This is a genomic window from Bradyrhizobium sp. USDA 372 (assembly GCF_053629095.1).
In genome coordinates, this window is the sequence record NZ_JBRJHR010000001.1 from 2753865 (window position 1) to 2770529 (window position 16665).

General features: G+C 66.1%; 15 protein-coding genes. 11 read left to right on the forward strand and 4 right to left on the reverse strand.

Going from position 1 to position 16665, the window contains the following annotated elements; translation table 11 throughout:
- Nucleotides 1-37 precede the first annotated feature (37 nt).
- From AB7M16_RS13100 to mdlC, 4 genes are all read left to right on the forward strand, one after another.
- Nucleotides 38-1207, forward strand: coding sequence for an acyl-CoA dehydrogenase family protein (locus AB7M16_RS13100; protein ID WP_212260435.1), 1170 nt, complete (start codon nt 38-40; stop codon nt 1205-1207).
- Between the two features lie 9 nt (nt 1208-1216).
- The gene (locus AB7M16_RS13105) at nt 1217-2317 is read left to right on the forward strand and encodes a CaiB/BaiF CoA transferase family protein (protein WP_453944141.1); all 1101 of its coding nucleotides are present in this window, start codon (nt 1217-1219) and stop codon (nt 2315-2317) included.
- Nucleotides 2318-2332: 15 nt separating this feature from the next.
- Nucleotides 2333-3184, forward strand: coding sequence for an FAS1-like dehydratase domain-containing protein (locus AB7M16_RS13110; protein ID WP_453944142.1), 852 nt, complete (start codon nt 2333-2335; stop codon nt 3182-3184).
- A 137-nt stretch (nt 3185-3321) separates the two neighbouring features.
- On the forward strand, nt 3322-4944 hold the full coding sequence (gene mdlC, locus AB7M16_RS13115; RefSeq protein WP_453944143.1) for a benzoylformate decarboxylase: 1623 nt from the start codon (nt 3322-3324) through the stop codon (nt 4942-4944).
- Between the two features lie 24 nt (nt 4945-4968).
- Here the strand turns inward: mdlC and AB7M16_RS13120 are convergent, their stop codons facing one another.
- On the reverse strand, nt 4969-5745 hold the full coding sequence (locus tag AB7M16_RS13120; RefSeq protein ID WP_453944144.1) for an SDR family NAD(P)-dependent oxidoreductase: 777 nt from the start codon (nt 5743-5745) through the stop codon (nt 4969-4971).
- Between the two features lie 77 nt (nt 5746-5822).
- Here AB7M16_RS13120 and AB7M16_RS13125 point away from each other — a divergent pair, with 77 nt between their 5' ends.
- Entirely contained in the window at nt 5823-6275 is a 453-nt protein-coding gene (locus tag AB7M16_RS13125; RefSeq protein WP_453944145.1) for a MarR family winged helix-turn-helix transcriptional regulator, read from the forward strand.
- Nucleotides 6276-6426: 151 nt separating this feature from the next.
- On the opposite strand, the gene AB7M16_RS13130 is transcribed toward AB7M16_RS13125, so the two are convergent.
- Both AB7M16_RS13130 and trhA read right to left on the reverse strand, forming a co-directional pair.
- A complete protein-coding gene (locus AB7M16_RS13130; protein ID WP_453944146.1) occupies nt 6427-7221 on the reverse strand; it encodes an SDR family oxidoreductase in 795 nt (264 codons plus the stop codon).
- 59 nt (nt 7222-7280) lie between these two features.
- Nucleotides 7281-7976 (reverse strand): PAQR family membrane homeostasis protein TrhA, encoded by a 696-nt coding sequence (trhA, locus tag AB7M16_RS13135; RefSeq protein WP_453944147.1) that lies wholly within the window; start codon nt 7974-7976, stop codon nt 7281-7283.
- A 182-nt stretch (nt 7977-8158) separates the two neighbouring features.
- On the opposite strand from trhA, the gene AB7M16_RS13140 reads away from it, so the two are divergent.
- Together AB7M16_RS13140 and AB7M16_RS13145 are read left to right on the forward strand one after the other, a co-directional pair.
- The gene (locus AB7M16_RS13140; protein ID WP_453944148.1) at nt 8159-9628 is read left to right on the forward strand and encodes a YcjX family protein; all 1470 of its coding nucleotides are present in this window, start codon (nt 8159-8161) and stop codon (nt 9626-9628) included.
- Nucleotides 9625-10653, forward strand: coding sequence for a YcjF family protein (locus AB7M16_RS13145; RefSeq protein WP_172788422.1), 1029 nt, complete (start codon nt 9625-9627; stop codon nt 10651-10653). The genes AB7M16_RS13140 and AB7M16_RS13145 overlap by 4 nt, the downstream gene beginning before the upstream one ends.
- A 183-nt stretch (nt 10654-10836) precedes the next feature.
- Here the strand turns inward: AB7M16_RS13145 and AB7M16_RS13150 are convergent, their stop codons facing one another.
- On the reverse strand, nt 10837-12342 hold the full coding sequence (locus AB7M16_RS13150; RefSeq protein WP_453947174.1) for a glycosyltransferase family 39 protein: 1506 nt from the start codon (nt 12340-12342) through the stop codon (nt 10837-10839).
- Nucleotides 12343-12731: 389 nt separating this feature from the next.
- On the opposite strand from AB7M16_RS13150, the gene AB7M16_RS13155 reads away from it, so the two are divergent.
- The 4 genes from AB7M16_RS13155 (at nt 12732) to AB7M16_RS13170 (ending at nt 16605) form a co-directional block, all read left to right on the forward strand.
- Complete coding sequence (locus AB7M16_RS13155) at nt 12732-14462, forward strand: adenylate/guanylate cyclase domain-containing protein (protein ID WP_453944149.1); 1731 nt, start codon at nt 12732-12734, stop codon at nt 14460-14462.
- A gap of 213 nt (nt 14463-14675) precedes the next feature.
- On the forward strand, nt 14676-15875 hold the full coding sequence (gene sorA, locus AB7M16_RS13160; RefSeq protein WP_453944150.1) for a SorA family sulfite dehydrogenase catalytic subunit: 1200 nt from the start codon (nt 14676-14678) through the stop codon (nt 15873-15875).
- A gap of 12 nt (nt 15876-15887) precedes the next feature.
- On the forward strand, nt 15888-16196 hold the full coding sequence (gene sorB, locus AB7M16_RS13165; protein WP_172788425.1) for a SorB family sulfite dehydrogenase c-type cytochrome subunit: 309 nt from the start codon (nt 15888-15890) through the stop codon (nt 16194-16196).
- Between the two features lie 208 nt (nt 16197-16404).
- Complete coding sequence (locus AB7M16_RS13170) at nt 16405-16605, forward strand: cold-shock protein (RefSeq protein ID WP_008563500.1); 201 nt, start codon at nt 16405-16407, stop codon at nt 16603-16605.
- Nucleotides 16606-16665 lie beyond the last annotated feature (60 nt).

Consider the following 16665-nt stretch of genomic DNA (forward strand, 5'->3'; position numbering starts at 1 on the left):
GGCGTTATCTTAACTGCCGCTAAGAATTGGAAACGCCATGAGTCAAGAACACCACACCGAAGATTACGCCGACATCCGCGAGGCCGTTGCCAAACTCTGCGCGCAGTTCCCCGGGGAATACTGGCGCAAGCTCGATCGCGAGATGGCCTACCCCAAGGCGTTCGTCGATGCGCTGACCGAGGCCGGCTATCTCTCGGTGCTGATCCCCGAGGAATACGGCGGCGCGGGCCTGAAGCTGTCGGCGGCCGCGGCGATCCTGGAGGAGATCCAGCGCGCGGGCTGCAACGGCGGCGGCTGTCACGCCCAGATGTACACGATGGGCACGGTGCTGCGGCACGGCAATGCCGAGCAGAAGGCAAAATACCTGCCGAAGATCGCGAGCGGCGAATTGCGCCTGCAGGCGTTCGGCGTCACCGAGCCGACCAGCGGCACCGACACCTCCTCGCTGAAGACGTTCGCGCGCAAGGACGGCAACGACAGCTACATCGTCAACGGCCAGAAGATCTGGACCAGCCGCGCCGAGCATTCCGACCTGATGGTGCTGCTGGCGCGCACCACGCCGAAGGATCAGGTCAAGAAGCGCACCGATGGCCTTTCGGTTTTCATCGTCGACATGCGCGAGGCCAAGAGCAACGGCCTCGAGATCCGCCCGATCCGCACCATGATGAACCACGCCACCACCGAAGTGTTCTTCACCGATATGAGGGTGCCGGCGGAGAATTTGATCGGTGAGGAAGGCAAGGGCTTTCGCTACATCCTGTCCGGCATGAATGCCGAGCGCATCCTGATCGCGGCCGAATGCGTCGGCGACGCCAAGTGGTTCATCGCGAAGGCGACGAACTACGCCAAGGAGCGCGCCGTGTTCGGCCGGCCGATCGGCCAGAATCAGGGCATCCAGTTTCCGATCGCCAAGGCCTATGCTTCGATGCGTGCCGCCGAACTGATGGTGAAGGAAGCCACGCGCAAATATGAAGCCGGGCTCGATTGCGGCGCGGAGGCCAACATGGCCAAGATGCTGGCGGCGGATGCGTCCTGGGAAGCGGCGAATGCCTGCATCCAGACCCATGGCGGCTTCGGCTTTGCCGAGGAATACGACGTCGAGCGCAAGTTCCGCGAGACGCGGCTCTATCAGGTGGCGCCGATCTCGACCAACCTCGTGCTGTCCTTCGTCGCCGAGCACGTGCTCGGCATGCCGCGCTCGTACTGAGGTCGGGCCATGGGAGCACTTGACGGGATCAGGGTGATTGCGGTCGAGCAGGCGGTGGCGGCGCCGTTCTGCTCATCGCGCCTGGCGGATGCCGGCGCGGAGGTGATCAAGATCGAGCGGCCCGAAGGCGACTTCGCCCGCGGCTATGACGCGGCGGCCAAGGGCCAGAGCAGCTATTTCGTCTGGCTCAACCGCGGCAAGCAATCAGCTGTGGTCGATCTCACGACAAAGGAAGGCCGCGCCGAGCTGGAGAAGCTGATCGCGGGTGCCGACGTCCTGATCCAGAACTTGAAGCCGGGCTCGATGGACAAGCTCGGCTTCTCGCGCGAGCGGCTGCTGAAGGACTATCCAAAGCTGATCTCGTGCACAATTACCGGCTATGGCGACGAGGGCCCCTACGCCCATCGCAAGGCCTATGATCTCCTGATCCAGGCCGAGAGCGGCCTTGCCTCGATCACCGGCAATCCCGACGGCGCCTCGCGCGTCGGCATGTCGATCGTGGACGTCGCGACCGGCGCCACCGCGCATGCGGCGATCCTGGAGGCGCTGATCGCGCGCGGGCGCAGCGGCAAGGGCGCCGACATCCGCATCTCCATGTTCGACGTGATGGCGGACTGGTGCACCGTGCCGCTGCTTAATGCCGAGGCCGGCAATCCGCCCAAGCGCATGGGCCTGCGCCATCCCTCGATCGCGCCCTATGGCGTGTTCACCTCCAGGGACGGCAAGGACATATTGATCTCGATCCAGAGCGAGCGCGAGTGGAAGACGCTGTGCGCCAAGGTGCTCGACCACCCGGACCTGCCGGCCGATCCCCGCGTCGCCAACATGGTCGAGCGCGTGCGTAACCGGGATTTCACCGACAAGACCGTGGCCGACATCTTCGGCAGGATGACGCGCGATGAGCTGTTGAAGCGGCTGTCGGACGCCGACATCGCCTTTGCCGAGGTCAACACCATGGCCGACCTCACCAGCCATCCGCATCTGCGCCGCATCGAGGTCGACACGCCGAACGGCCGCGTCAGCTATCCCGCGCCGGCGCCGATCGTCGTCGGCGAGACGCGCTCTTACGGCGCCGTGCCCGCCATCGGCGAGCGTCCCCAGTCCAAATAAACAGAGCGAGGCGTCATGACCGAGAAGCTCGACATCGATCATTTGCGGCAATGGATCGGCCGCAGCCAGGAGGCCACCGACGTCGTCACCGCGCAGCTAGTGAAGGGCCTGCGCGCGACATTGTTCCAGGAGGTCGGCGAGCCCAAGGCGGGCGACGTTGCGCCGTTCACGGTGCACTGGTGCCTGGCGCAGCCGGTGTTTCCGATGTCGATGCTCGGCCCCGACGGCCACCCGACCCGCGGCGGCTTCCTGCCGCCGGTGCCGCTGCCGCGCCGGATGTGGGCGGGCGGCGAGATCGAGTTCCTGCAGCCGCTGCAGGTCGGCGATGAATCGACGCGGACCTCGCGCATCGCCGACGTGCAGATCAAGACCGGATCGACCGGCACGCTGTGCTTCGTCTCGGTCGAGCACAGCATCTCCTCGCCGAGGGGCACGGCCATCCGCGAGCGACAGGATATCGTCTATCGCGAGATGACGGGCAGCGCGCCGGCGGGCGGCAAGGCCCCGCCTCCGCCGCCGCAGGCGCAGCATCGCGAAACGCATGTGTCCGATCCCGTGCTGCTGTTCCGCTACTCCGCGCTGACCTTCAACGGCCACCGCATCCATTACGACCGCGATTACGTCACCAAGGTCGAGGGCTATCCGGGCCTGATCTTCCACGGCCCGCTGCAGGCGGCGCTGATCGTCGAGATGGCGGCGAAGCTGCGCGGCGGCAAGGCGCCGAAGAAGTTCACCTATCGCGGGCTGCAGCCGCTGTTCGAGGGCACGGAGTTCTCGGTCAACGCCAATGACAGCGGCGAGAGCATGGAGCTTTGGACCGCGAACGCGGAAGCGCAGCCGACGATGAAGGGCACGGCGGTGTGGTAATAGTCTCTCCTCGTCATTGCGAGGAGCGAAGCGACGAAGCAATCCAGACTGCCTCCGCGGAGAGATTCTGGATTGCTTCGCTTCGCTCGCAATGACGGGCGGGGCTAGTAATGCGCCAATAAACAGGGACGGAAACCATGGCCAAGAACGGCAAGACCGGCAGCAAGTCCGTCACCGTCAAGCAGGCAACGCTCGACCTCTTGCGCGCCTTCGACATCGACAGGCTGTTCGGCAACCCTGGTTCGACCGAGCTGCCGTTCCTCAGCGACTGGCCCGGCGATATCGACTACGTGCTGGCGCTGCAGGAAGCCTCTGCCGTCGGCATGGCCGATGGCTACGCCCAGGCGACGCGCAATGCGGGTTTCGTCAACCTGCATTCGGCCGCCGGCGTCGGCAACGCGCTCGGCAACATCTACACCGCGCACCGCAACCAGACGCCGCTGGTGATCACCGCGGGCCAGCAGGCGCGCTCGATTCTTCCCTTGCAGGCGTTCCTCTATGCCGAGCGCGCCTCGGAGTTTCCGCGGCCTTACGTCAAGTACAGCGTCGAGCCGGCGCGGGCCGAGGACGTGCCGGCCGCGATCGCGCGCGCCTATTACACCGCAATGCAGCCGCCGTGCGGGCCGACCTTCGTGTCGATCCCGATCGACGACTGGGCCCATGCCTGCGCACCGATCGCGGCGCGCAAGGTCAGTCGCGAGATCGGGCCAGAGCTGGAGCCGATGAAGGCGCTGGTGGCTGCGCTCGGCTCGGCAAAGCACCCTGCCCTCGTCGTCGGCCCCGGAATCGATCGCGCCGGCGCGGTCGAACTGATGGTGCGCGTTGCCGAGAAGGCCAAGGCGAGCGTCTGGGTCAGTCCGTTCTCGGCCCGCTGCTCCTTCCCCGAGCGGCATCCGCAATTTGCGGGCTTTCTACATGCCTCGCCGGCCCAGTTGTCCGACGCGCTGCGCGAGTACGATCTCATCGTCGTCATCGGCGCGCCGGTGTTCACCTTCCACGTCGAGGGCCACGCCGCGATCTTCGACGGCGGCGCGAGCATCTTCCAGATCACGGATGATGCGGATGCTGCCGCGGTGACGCCGGTCGGCACCAGCGTCATCGCCACGATGAAGCCAGCGCTGAGCCTGCTGCTCGACCTGCTGCCCGAGAGCAAGCGCGTCACGCCAAAAGGCCGCACGCTGCCGCCGGCGCCGCAGGCCGCCGATCCGCTGCCGGTCGAATTCCTGCTGCATGCGCTGTCGCAGGCGATGCCCGACGGCGCCTCGCTGGTCGAGGAAGTGCCCTCGCACCGGCCGGCGATGCAAAAATTCATGCCGATGCGCGGCCAGGACAGTTTCTACACTATGTCGAGCGGCGGCCTCGGCTACTCCCTGCCGGCTGCGGTCGGCATGGCGCTGGGCAAGCCGAAGCAGCGCACGGTGTGCCTGATCGGTGACGGCTCGGCGATGTATTCGATCCAGGCGCTCTGGACCGCGGCGCAGCGCAAGCTGCCGCTCACCGTCGTCGTCATCAACAATTCCGGCTACGGCGCGATGCGCTCGTTCAGCCAGGTGATGCAGGTGCGGAACGTGCCGGGGCTGGAGCTGCCGGGGATCGATTTCGTCCGGCTTGCCGAGGGCATGGGCTGCCATGCGATGCGGGTGACGAAGGCGGCGGAGCTGGGCGAAGCGCTGAAGCGCGGGATAGCGCACGAGGGGACGTGCCTCGTGGAGGTCGTCGTGGATTCCGCGGTACCGGTGCTGTACGGGCAGAAACACTGACGCGCGGTCATCCCGGCTACGGCATCACGACGCCAGAAATCCTCCATCCGCGGCGAGCACGTGGCCGACGACATAGGACGACGCATCCGACGACAGCCACACCACGGCCTCGGCCACTTCCTCCGGGCTGCCCATCCGCCGCAACGGCAGGCCGGCGCTGACCGTCGCAACATCGCCGACGCCGGCGCGCAGCATCATGTCGGTGACGACGCGGCCGGGCGCGACGGCGTTGATGCGGATGCCGCGCGGCGCGTTCTCCATCGCCGCCGAGCGCGTCAGCGAGATCGCGGCAGCCTTGGAGGCCGAATAGAGCGAGAAGCCGGGATTGGGGTTGCGCACGCCGCTGACGGAGGCGTTGACGACGATGCTGCCGCGGCCTTTCGCCAGCATCGCCGGCAATTGATGGCGCAGGCACAGGAACAGCGCGCGAACATTGGTGTCGAACACGCTGTCGTAGATCTCCGTGCCCTGTTCCTCCAGCGGCGCCCGGCGCTCCTGGAAGCCGGCATTGTTGAAGGCGACGTCGAGCCGGCCGCAGCGCTCGACGGCCGTGCCGACGAGGCGCGCGACCTCGTCGTCCTTCGTGATGTCGGTCTTGAGCGCGATCGCCTCGGTGCCGAGCTCGCGGCACGCGGCGGCGGTGGCCTCGATCTCGGCCTCGCGCCGGCCGGCGACGATGACCGCCTCCGCCCCTTCGGATGCCATCCGCAGCACCGTGGCGCGCCCGATGCCGCTGCCGCCGCCCGTGACCAAGCAGACCTTGCCGCTCATCCGATGACCTGCCGGCAAAGCTCCGCTCATGGTCCACTCCAAAACACTTGCGCGCGCCGTTGCGCGCATATAGTTGTATGATACAACGATATGGGCCGAGTCAAGCCATGGTCGAACTCTTGCTGATCGACGACATCCGCGCCGCCTCGCGCCTGATGGTGCGCGAGCTCGGCTTCATGGACGCCACGGTGGCGGCCTCGGGCTATCCGCCCTCCGCGGTCCACACCATCCTGGAGATCGGCATCCGCGGTCCGATGAATTCGGGCGAGCTCGGCGATTTCCTGCGGCTGGAGAAATCCAGCGTCAGCCGCCTGGTGCGCAAGCTGATCGATTGCGGCGAGCTCAAGGAGATGCCGGACGAGGCGGATGCGCGCAGCAAGCGGCTGTCGCTGACGGCAAAGGGGCGGCGCACGCAGGAAGCACTGCATGCGTTCGGCCGCCAGCAGGTGCGCGGCGCGCTGGCGGCGCTGACGCCGGCCGAGCAGCGCACTGTGCGCGAGGGCATGATGCTCTATGCGCAGGCGCTCAGACAGAGCCGGGTGGAGGAAGCGGCGGTGTAGCCACACTATCGGTGTCATCGCCCGGCTTGACCGGGCGATCCAGTACGCCGAGACGGTTGTGTTGAGCCGACACGCCGCGGCGTACTGAGATGCCCCGCCCCCCGTGCGCAATTGCGCACTAGGCGCGGCATGACAGCATCAATCGCGGCGTCTACTTCCCGAACTCGTCCCGCATCTTGGCCTGGATCTTGGCCATGCCGCCGATCCAGCGGTCGTAGTTCTCGGTCTTCTTGCGCATGTAGCCGAGCACTTGCGGGTGCGGCAGGATCAGGAATGTTTCCTGCTCGAGGCCGGCGAGCACGTCTTTCGCCACCTGCTCGGGCGTCAGGTCGCCGTCGCCGGATTGCGGGCCCTTGGGGATCGAGCGCAGCATGTTGGTGTCGACACCCTGCGGACACAGGATCGAGACCTTGATGTTGTGGGCCTTGTGCGAGATCGCGAGGTTCTCGGCAAAACCGACCGCGGCGTGCTTCGTCGTCGAATAGGCCGGACTGCCCACCTGCGACAACAGGCCGGCGGCCGAGATTGTGTTGAGGAAATAGCCGCCGCCGCGCGCCCTCATGCGGGGGACGAGATGCCGCGCCGCATAGACATGCGCCATGACGTGGATCGCCCAGCTGCGCTGCCACGGCTCGTCGGACGCGCCACCGGCATTCTCCGACATCGGATCGAAGCCGCCGCCGATGCCGGCATTGGAGCAGAACAGCGCGATCGGCCCGAACTGCCGCTCGGTCTCCTCGATGACGTGGACGATGTCCTTTTCCTGCGCGACGTCGCATTTGAAGGCGGCGCCGTCGACCATGGCGGCGACCGCTCTCGCATTGGCGGCGTCCATGTCCGCGACCACGACCTTGGCCGCACCCGCATTGTGAAAGGCCTCGCACAGCGCCTTGCCGATGCCGTTTGCGCCGCCCGTGACGACCACGACCTTGCCGGTCACCTGCATGCGACGTCTCCTCTGTCTTGTGTCGCTTTTTTAACGCGCCGCTTATTCCGCGTCGCGGGTCAGCTCAACACGAGGTCGAGCACCGCGGTATAATGGCATGCCGCGCCGGCCAAGACAAAGCCGTGCCAGATCGCATTCTGGAAGCGCAGCCGCCGCCAGGCGTGGAAGATCACGCCAAAGCTGTAGAGCAAGCCGCCGGCAAGGATGAAGCCCAGCACCAGCGTGGGCAACGCCCTGACCACGGAATCGTAGAGCATCATGCCGCTCCAGCCCATCGCGAGATAGATGCCGACCGAGACGCGGTCGAACCGGCCGGGATAGAGCAGCTTCAGCACGATGCCAAGAATTGCCACGCACCAGACGCCGGCGAGCAGCACCAGCGCGAACACGCTGTCCTTCAGCTCCAGGATGAACGGCGTGTAGGTCGCGGCGATCAAGAGATAGATCGCGGAATGGTCGAAGCGGCGCAGCAGCCATTTGGCCGGCGAGACCGGCCAGAGATTATAGGTCGCCGACAGCACCAGCATCGAGAGCAGGCCGGCGACATAGATCGAGACGCCGACGATGTCGGTGGCGTCGGCATAGACCGCCGTCAGCACCACCAGCACGGTTGCGGCGATGAGGCCTGAGAGAACACCGATCGCGTGGACGATGCCGTCGGCGATCAGCTCGGCGCGATCGTAATCCCAGCCGATCGCGTCGGCTGCGGCGTGGACGGAATTGGACGCGAACTGTTTCATTTGGAAGACGGTCATGGCAATCCGCAAAGCGTGGCAATGCCCTCTTGGATGGGTCTCTCGGGATCGGCGCATCGTTCAAACGGCTGATTTGCCGACAAAGGCGGTGGAAGTATGAAAGCTTGAATTTCCTCAGGCAATTGCCACTTTTGTGACTAGTCCAATTTGCGTATCCCTCGCCCGAGATCCCCCACGTTCATATGGCATTCAGTTTCCAGGATATGGTCGAGGAGGCGCGGCTGTCGGCCCGGGCGCTGATCGACTATGGCGAGCACTTCTTCAACCCGACGGTGCGGCTTGGTGTCACCGGCCTGTCGCGCGCCGGTAAGACCGTATTCATCACCGCGTTGATCCACGGGCTGACGCGCGGCGGCCGGTTTCCGGTGTTCGAGGCCTATGCCTCGGGCCGGATCGCGCGAGCGCACCTGGCGCCGCAACCGGATGATGCCGTGCCGCGCTTTGCCTATGAAAGCCATCTGCGCGCCCTGATCGAGGAACGGCGCTGGCCGAACTCGACCGTGGACATCAGCGAGCTCAGGCTCGTGATCGACTACCAGCGCCCGAACGGCGCCGATCGCACGCTGACGCTCGACATCGTCGACTATCCCGGCGAATGGCTGCTGGACCTGCCGCTGCTCCACAAGAGCTACGAGCAATGGTCGGCGGAGAGCCTGGCCCTGTCGCGCGAGGCGCCGCGCGCGCATCTCGCGGCCGAGTGGCACACCCATCTCGCAACGCTCAAGCCCGAGGCGCGCGAGGACGAGCAGGCGACGCTGACGGCCGCCAAGCTCTTCACCGATTATTTGCGCGCCTGCCGCGACGAGCGCTTTGCGATGAGCCTGTTGCCGCCCGGCCGCTTCCTGATGCCCGGCAATCTCGCCGATACGCCGGCGCTGACCTTTGCGCCGCTGGATTTGCCCGCTGGCGGAGAGGCGGGCGAGGGATCGCTGTGGGCGATGATGGTGCGGCGCTTCGAGGCCTACAAGGACGTCGTGGTGCGGCCGTTCTTCCGCGATCATTTCGCGCGGCTCGACCGCCAGATCGTGCTGGCCGATGCGCTCTCCGCGTTCAACTCCGGCCCCGAGGCGCTGCACGATCTCGAAGCCGCGCTATCAGGCATTCTCGACTGCTTCAACATCGGCCGCAGCACGATCCTCTCCAGCCTGTTCCGGCCACGCATCGACCGCATCCTGTTCGCGGCCACCAAGGCGGATCATCTGCATCATTCCAGCCACGACCGGCTCGAGGCGGTGCTGCGCCGCGCCGTGTCGCGCGCGGTCGCCCGCGCGGAAAACACCGGCGCGGCGATCGACGTCGTCGCGCTCGCCGCCGTCCGCGCCACGCGCGAAGCGCAGATGGCGCGGGGCCGCGACAAGTTGCCGTCGATCCTGGGAACACCGGCCGCAGGCGAAAGCGCCGGTGGCGAGTTCTTCGACGGCAACACCGAGGTTGCGACCTTTCCGGGCGATCTGCCCGTCGATCCCGAACCGCTGTTCAACAGCACGGATGCGTTCCGCGGGCTCGCGAGGGAGGCGGCGGGGAACAGCGACTTCCGCTTCCTGCGCTTCCGGCCGCCGAGGCTCGAACGCGAGGGGGCCGACGAGCCGACGCTGCCACACATCCGCCTCGACCGTGCCTTGCAGTTCCTGATCGGAGACAAGCTGTCATGACCGACCGATCGAAGCCACGGCGGCCGGCGACGTTCCGTCTGGACGATCCCGGCGTCGTCGTCACCGAGGCCGACGAGACCAGCCGCCTCGCCCGCGCGACGATCCAGATCACGCCGGAGCCGGATCCCGCGATGCTGCCGGTGCCGGTGCAAGCCGCACTCCCGGCGCGGCGCGGTTTTCCCTGGGGCACGCTGTTCTGGTCGGGGCTCGCGGGATTGACGCTGCTCGGCACCGGGCTCGGCGTAGTTCATCTGATCGAGGATCTGTTCGCGCGCAACGAAACGCTCGGCTTCGTCGGTCTTGCCTTCGCCTGCGTCACCGCGCTGGCGCTCGCGGTGGTGATCGGGCGCGAGGCGTTCGGGCTGGCGCGGCTTGCGACCATCGAGAAGCTGCATCAGCGCGCTGCGGCCGTGCTGGCCAGCGACGATCGCAAGGAGAGCCGGGTCATCGTGCAGGACCTGCTCAAGATCGCGCACCAGAACCCGCAGCTGGCGCGCGCCCGCGCGACGCTGGAGAGCCATGCCGGCGAGATCATCGACGGCGCCGACATGATCCGCCTCGCCGAGCGCGAGCTGATGTCGCCGCTGGACGCGGAAGCGCGACGGCTGGTGTCGTCAGCGGCGCAAAAGGTCTCGATCGTCACCGCGGTCTCGCCGCGCGCCGCAATCGACGTGCTGTTCGTGTTCGTGGCGGCGCTGCGCCTGATCCGCCAGCTCGCTTATCTCTATGGCGGCCGTCCCGGCGCGCTCGGCATGATCCGCCTGCTCCGCCACGTCATAACCCATCTCGCCATCACCGGCGGCATGGCCGCGAGCGACAGCCTGGTGCAGCAGATGCTCGGCCACGGCATCGCGGCGAAGCTGTCGCAGCGGCTCGGCGAAGGCGTGCTGAACGGATTGCTGACGGCGCGGCTGGGATTGGCCGCGATCGATGTCACGCGGCCGCTGCCCTTCGCGGCCCTGCCGCCGCCGAAGCTGTCGGATCTGGCGACCGATCTGCTGCGGAAGAAGGACGGTGAGGAGTAGCGGCTCTCTTTCTTACCCTCCCCTGGAGGGGGAGGTCGGCTCGCAGCGCGCCAGCGATGCGAGACGGGGTGGGGTGACGGTGCCTCCACATCCGGCAGTACCCCGTGTGGAGAGATCACCCCACCCCGCTCGCGCTGCGCGCGATCGACCCTCCCCCTCCAGGGGAGGGTAAGAGAAAGCGCCCTATGCGCGCGAACGGGCTTCGAATTCTCCCGCCAGCACGCGCCACAAAAATAGCGGCGAGTCCTTGGGCGGTGACAGCTCCGGGGTCCAGCCGGTCAGCTTCTCCAGCACATAGGTGTCCGTCACGACACTGCGCCAGCGGCGGTCGACCTGGCCGAGCTGCTGGCGCTGGGCGGGGATGCTCTCCCACAGCGATGAACGATCGTCCGGCTCGCGCCCGACATAGATTCCGGCGTGGCCCTTGATCTTGTCCATGCCGGGATCGCGGAAATCCTGGAAGCGGCCGCGCTCGTTGATCTCGATCACGGGCACGCGGCCACGGAACAGCCAGCGCATCATGGCGTAGGTGCGGTAGTCCGTGGTCGCGATCCAGGTCGCGCCGGTTTCGTCGAGCGCAGCTTGCGCGCGCGCGGCCACCTGCTCGTAGCCGGCTTCGGCACCGATCGGGTCGAGCTTGCCGAGCAGATTCCAGGGCGCGGCGACGTAGTAGAGGAACACGATGATGGTGAAGCCGATGCCTGAGACGATCGCTGTCCTGACCCAGAACAGCGAGGATTCCAGCATCCGGGCGGACCATCCCTCTTTCCTCATCGTGACGAGATTGACCGCGGTGGCGGCAAAACCGACCGGCCACATGAACATCGGCCAGGTGTCGCCGACGCGAAGCGTCAGCGACTTGAAGAAGAAGTAGACGAACGGCACCAGCACCGCGGTCGACAACAGGATCGCGACCGGCTCGCGCGTGCGATAGCCGCGCCATGCCGTCAGCACCAGGCCCGTCAACACCACCGGCAGCATGACGAAGCCGACCAGGCCGAATTGCAGGCCGATGTAATCGCCGATCGTACGCAGCGAGAGGCCGTAATTGGCGGTCGCGCGCACGCCCTGGAAGCGGAACGAGGCCCAGTCGTGCTGCGCGTTCCAGATCAGCACCGGCGAGAACACGGCGATCGCGACCAGGACGGCGAGATAAGGGTAAGGACTGCGCAGCCAGCGCCAGCGCCAATCCGGCACCAGCAGAAAAGCGGCAACCGCCGGCGCGAACATGATCACGGTGAATTTCGAGAGCATCGCGAGGCCCGCGAACAGGCCCGCCGCCAGCCACCAGCGTCCGTCGCCGCTTTGCGCCAGCCGCACGAGGGACCATATCATCGCCACCGCGAACGGGATCATGGCGACATCAGGCGCGACCTTGGCCATCAGCAGGCCGTAATAGAGCGCGGCTTCCGGCATCAGCACCGCGAACACGATCGCGCGCGCATCATGGGTGAGGCGGCGGACGATGTCGGCGAGCAGCAGCTGCGTCACCAGCATCGCGACGATGCCACCGAAGCGAGCGCCGAGATTGGTGTCGCCGAAGATCGCGGTTCCGAAGCGGATCAGCCAGGCGATGCCGGGGGGATGATCGAGAAAGCTGAGCGCAGCCTCCTTGGACCAGGTCCAGTAATAGGCTTCGTCGGTGCGCAGCTCGATGACGGAGGCGTAGACGATGCGGAGCAGCGTCATCGCGGCGATGATCGCTGCAGCAATCAGGATGAGACGGCGTTCGGCGCCGTCTGGCTTCGCAGAGATGTCGGGAGCGATCGTCACGGTCGCGCTTTTCCCCGACTTGGGAGGGGGAGTCAATGTGGGGAGCGTGCCGCAAATACCGCTGTGACCCGGGCAAGCGTCAGCGCAGACCCGTGACCCATAACCACAGGGGCCGTAGGGTGGGCAAAGCGAAGCGTGCCCACGGTTATTGAGGATAGAGATCGTGGGCACGGCGCGCCAGCGCGCGCCTTTGCCCACCCTACGGTTTGGTAACCTTTGCCGCGCATGTGACCTTACAACCTGTCCACACCGGGAATTAAAGGCTACGCTGGCTGTTCTCCTCCATGAACTGATACAACCGAATCATGGCCACCGCTCCCAGACAGATGTCCGTCGTCCGCGCCACCGGCGTGCGGCAGGTGCGGCTCGTCTGCGGCATCATCCTGTTCGCCTATGTGGTCAGTCATTTCCTCAACCATGCGCTCGGCAACATCTCGGTCGATGCCATGGAGGCCGGGGTCTACTACCACACGCTGTTCTGGCAGTTCCTCCCGGTCGCGATCGTGTTCTACACGGCCGCACTCACCCATATGGGGCTCGGCCTCTACGCACTGTATCAGCGCCGCCAGTTCCGCTGGCGGACGATCGAGCCGCTCCAGCTCGTGCTCGGCTTGAGCATCCCCGTGCTCGTCATGGGCCACGTCATCGGCGTGCGGCTCGGACAGACGCTGTACGGACACCAGAAGCTCTATCCGCAGGAGCTCTATCTGTTCTTCGTCGCGGCGCCGGGCCGACTCTGGCAGATGACGATCCTGCTTCTCATTGCCTGGGTGCACGGCTGCATCGGCATCTATTTCTGGCTTCGTCTGAAGCCGTTCTTCACGCGTGCGGCGCCCTATCTGCTCGCGGCCGCCGTGCTGGTCCCGACACTGTCACTGCTCGGCATCTACCAGGGCGGCCGCAGCGTCGCCGCCGACAGTGACGACGGCGAATGGCGTACGCACAATCTCACCCGCCGCCAGGTCGGCACGGCTGCGGAAGGCAACACGCTCGACCGCATCGCGGGCGGTCTCACCGTCGGCTATTTCGGACTGCTTGGACTGGTGCTGCTGGCGCGCGGCGCGCGCGCCTTGCGCGAACGTCGCGGCGGCATGATCGCGCTGTCCTACGGCAACGGCAAGACGGTGCGCGTCCCCAAGGGCCTGTCCGTGCTGGAAGCGAGCCTGCGCCACAACGTGCCGCATGCCAGCGTCTGCGGCGGCCGCGCCCGCTGCTCGACCTGCCGCATTCGCATCATCGGCGATCATGACACCCTTCCCACACCGTCGCAGCGCGAGGCCTTCGTGCTCACCCGCGTCGGCACCGCCGATCCCTCGATCCGGCTGGCCTGTCAGCTGCGCCCGACCTCCGACCTTTCCTTCTTCCAGCTCTTCACGCCTCACACGCATGGAGCGGACGGGCAGGCCTCGACATCCGCCAGCATCGGCCAGGAGCGCTATCTCGTCAGCCTGTTCGTGGACATGCGCGGCTCGACGCAGCTGGCCGAGAAGCGGCTGCCGTTCGACACGGTCTTCATCGTCAACCGCTTCCTCGGCGCGGTGTCGCAGGCGGTCATCGAGAACGGCGGCCAGCCGAACCAGTTCGTCGGCGACGGCATGCTGGCCCTGTTCGGCCTCGCGGCCGACCCGCAAACCGCGTGCCGGCAGGCGCTCAAGGCCGCAGCCGGGATCGCCACGCATATCGACGCGCTCAACGACCTCCTGAGCCACGATCTGCGCCAGCCGATCCGCTTCGGCATCGGCATCCACGGCGGCGAGGTCATCATCGGCGACATCGGCTATCGCGATCACATCGTCTTCACCGCGCTCGGCGATGCCGTCAACGTCGCGGCCCGCCTGCAGGACATGACCAAGACGCTGGCCTGCGAGGCGATCGTTTCGGAAGAAATCCGCCGCACCGCCGATATTGCCGAGGACGCCCTGCCGCAGCAGGAGGTCGCCATCCGCGGCCGCGACGAGGTGCTCGCGGTGCGCGTGGTGGCGAATGCGAGGGAGCTGGCGGGGCTGGTCAATCGCAGCGAGCGCGTGGCGGCTTAAGGCGCAAGCCAAGCGCGAGGTGCGCTCCCTCTCCCGCCTGCGCTACAGCAGCTCGGCTCAATCTCCTACAAGCGCAACACCGGCCTGCTGCAACGCAGCGGCATGGGCTTGCTGCGAAAGCACGAATTGACATCATCCAAATCGAGGCGACAGATGAGCGCGGGTCTCGCGGTGATGACCGCGGTCAGAAGAAAAGCTCCGGGAGGAGACCACATGTTCGATCGACGCGACCTGCTCAAAGGTGCGGGCCTCGCCGCGCTGGCGGCAGGATTGGACGCCACCAGGGCGCTGGCCCTCGACACCGTGACCCTGCCCTTCGCCAACGGCGAACGGCCGCTGGTGAAGTATCCGCAGAAGCGGCCGATGATCGGCCTGACCAGCCGGCCGCCGCAACTCGAGACACCGTTTGCGGTGTTCAACGACGGCCCGATCACGCCGAACAACGCATTCTTCGTGCGCTATCACCTCTCCGACCTGCCCTACGATCTCGACCCCGACAAGTTCACGCTGGAGGTCAAGGGCAAGGTCGACAAGCCGCTGAAACTGTCGCTGAAAGACATCCGGAAGATGAAGGCGACAGAGCTCGTCGCCGTCAACCAATGTTCCGGCAACAGCCGCGGTTTCTTCGAGCCGCGCGTCGCCGGCGGCCAGCTCGCCAACGGTGCGATGGGCTGTGCGCGCTGGCGCGGCGTGCCGCTGAAGACGGTGCTCGAGACGGCGGGCGTGCAGGCCGGCGCCAAGCAGGTGACGTTCAACGGCATGGATGGGCCGGTCAACGACAAGACACCGGATTTCGTCAAGGCACTCGACATCGATCATGCCAGCGACGGCGAGGTGATGCTGGCCTATGGCATGAACGGCGAGGACCTGCCGTTCCTCAACGGCTTCCCGCTGCGCCTGATCGTGCCCGGCTATTACGGCACCTACTGGGTCAAGCACCTCAACGAGATCACCGTCATCGACAATGTCTATGACGGCTTCTGGATGAAGTCGGCCTATCGCATCCCCGACACGCCGAACAACGCGGTCGAGCCGGGCACTGCGCCGAAGGCGACCATCCCGATCAACCGCTTCACCATCCGCTCCTTCATCACCAGCATCCCCGACGGTGCCAAGCTGAAGGCGGGAGCGGTGACCCTGCGCGGCATCGCTTTCGATGGCGGCAAGGGCATCAAGGCGGTCGAGGTCTCCACCGACGCCGGCAAGACCTGGGTCAGCGCCAAGCTCGGCAAGGATCTCGGCAAGTACGCCTTCCGCGAATGGAAGCTGCCGATGAAGCTCGCGGCCGGCAGCCACGAGCTCAAGGTCCGCGCCACCGGCAATGGCGGCGAGACCCAGCCGGACACGCCGCGCTGGAACCCGGCGGGCTATTTGCGCAACGTCGTCGAAACCGTCCGCGTCAGCGTGGCCTGAAGGAGACTGATCATGCAGCGCACCGTTCTCCTCGCCATCACGCTCGCCGCCGCCGCACTGATGGGCTCGTCACTTGCAGCGCCGGTCAATTACAAGACCCCCGACGAGGTCGCCGCCTTCAAGCCCGGTCCCAATCTCGAGGTCGTGCAGGGCAATTGCGGCGCCTGCCATTCGTCCGACTACGTCGCCACGCAGCCGCCGATGAAGGACAAGAGGGCCTTCTGGCAGGCCGCGGTGACCAAGATGATCAAGGTCTATGGCGCACCGATCGACGATGCCGATGTCGGCAAGATCGTCGATTATCTGGCTGCGACGTATTGACGGACGCCGGCACGCGTGCCGGCCATTTGACCGCGAAACGGGCAAAAGCGGCAAAAACGCCGCGAAGTTGAGCGGAATTCGGCGAAATGGCGATGTGGTTTGAGCTACCAAGCCTGCCACATTCCGCGTATCCTGTTAGGACCGAACCGGCCGGTTGGCGGGGACTGGCGGTTCGAGATCTCGGAGGAAGACCCGCGGAGAAGTCGTGATGGCTAAAGGTACGGTCAAGTGGTTCAACCCGACGAAGGGTTATGGATTTATCCAGCCTGCGTCGGGTGGCAAGGATGTGTTCGTGCATATCTCGGCAGTGCAGAAGGCCGGTCTGTCGACCCTCAACGAGGGGCAGACGGTGGAATACGAAGAGATCGCAAACCGGGGCAAGACCTCCGCGGAGAACCTCAAAGTATAAGCCCGCGCCAGCCTTTGCTGCCTCCCGGATTTGTCCGGGAGCGGGCCAAAAAAATTTAAG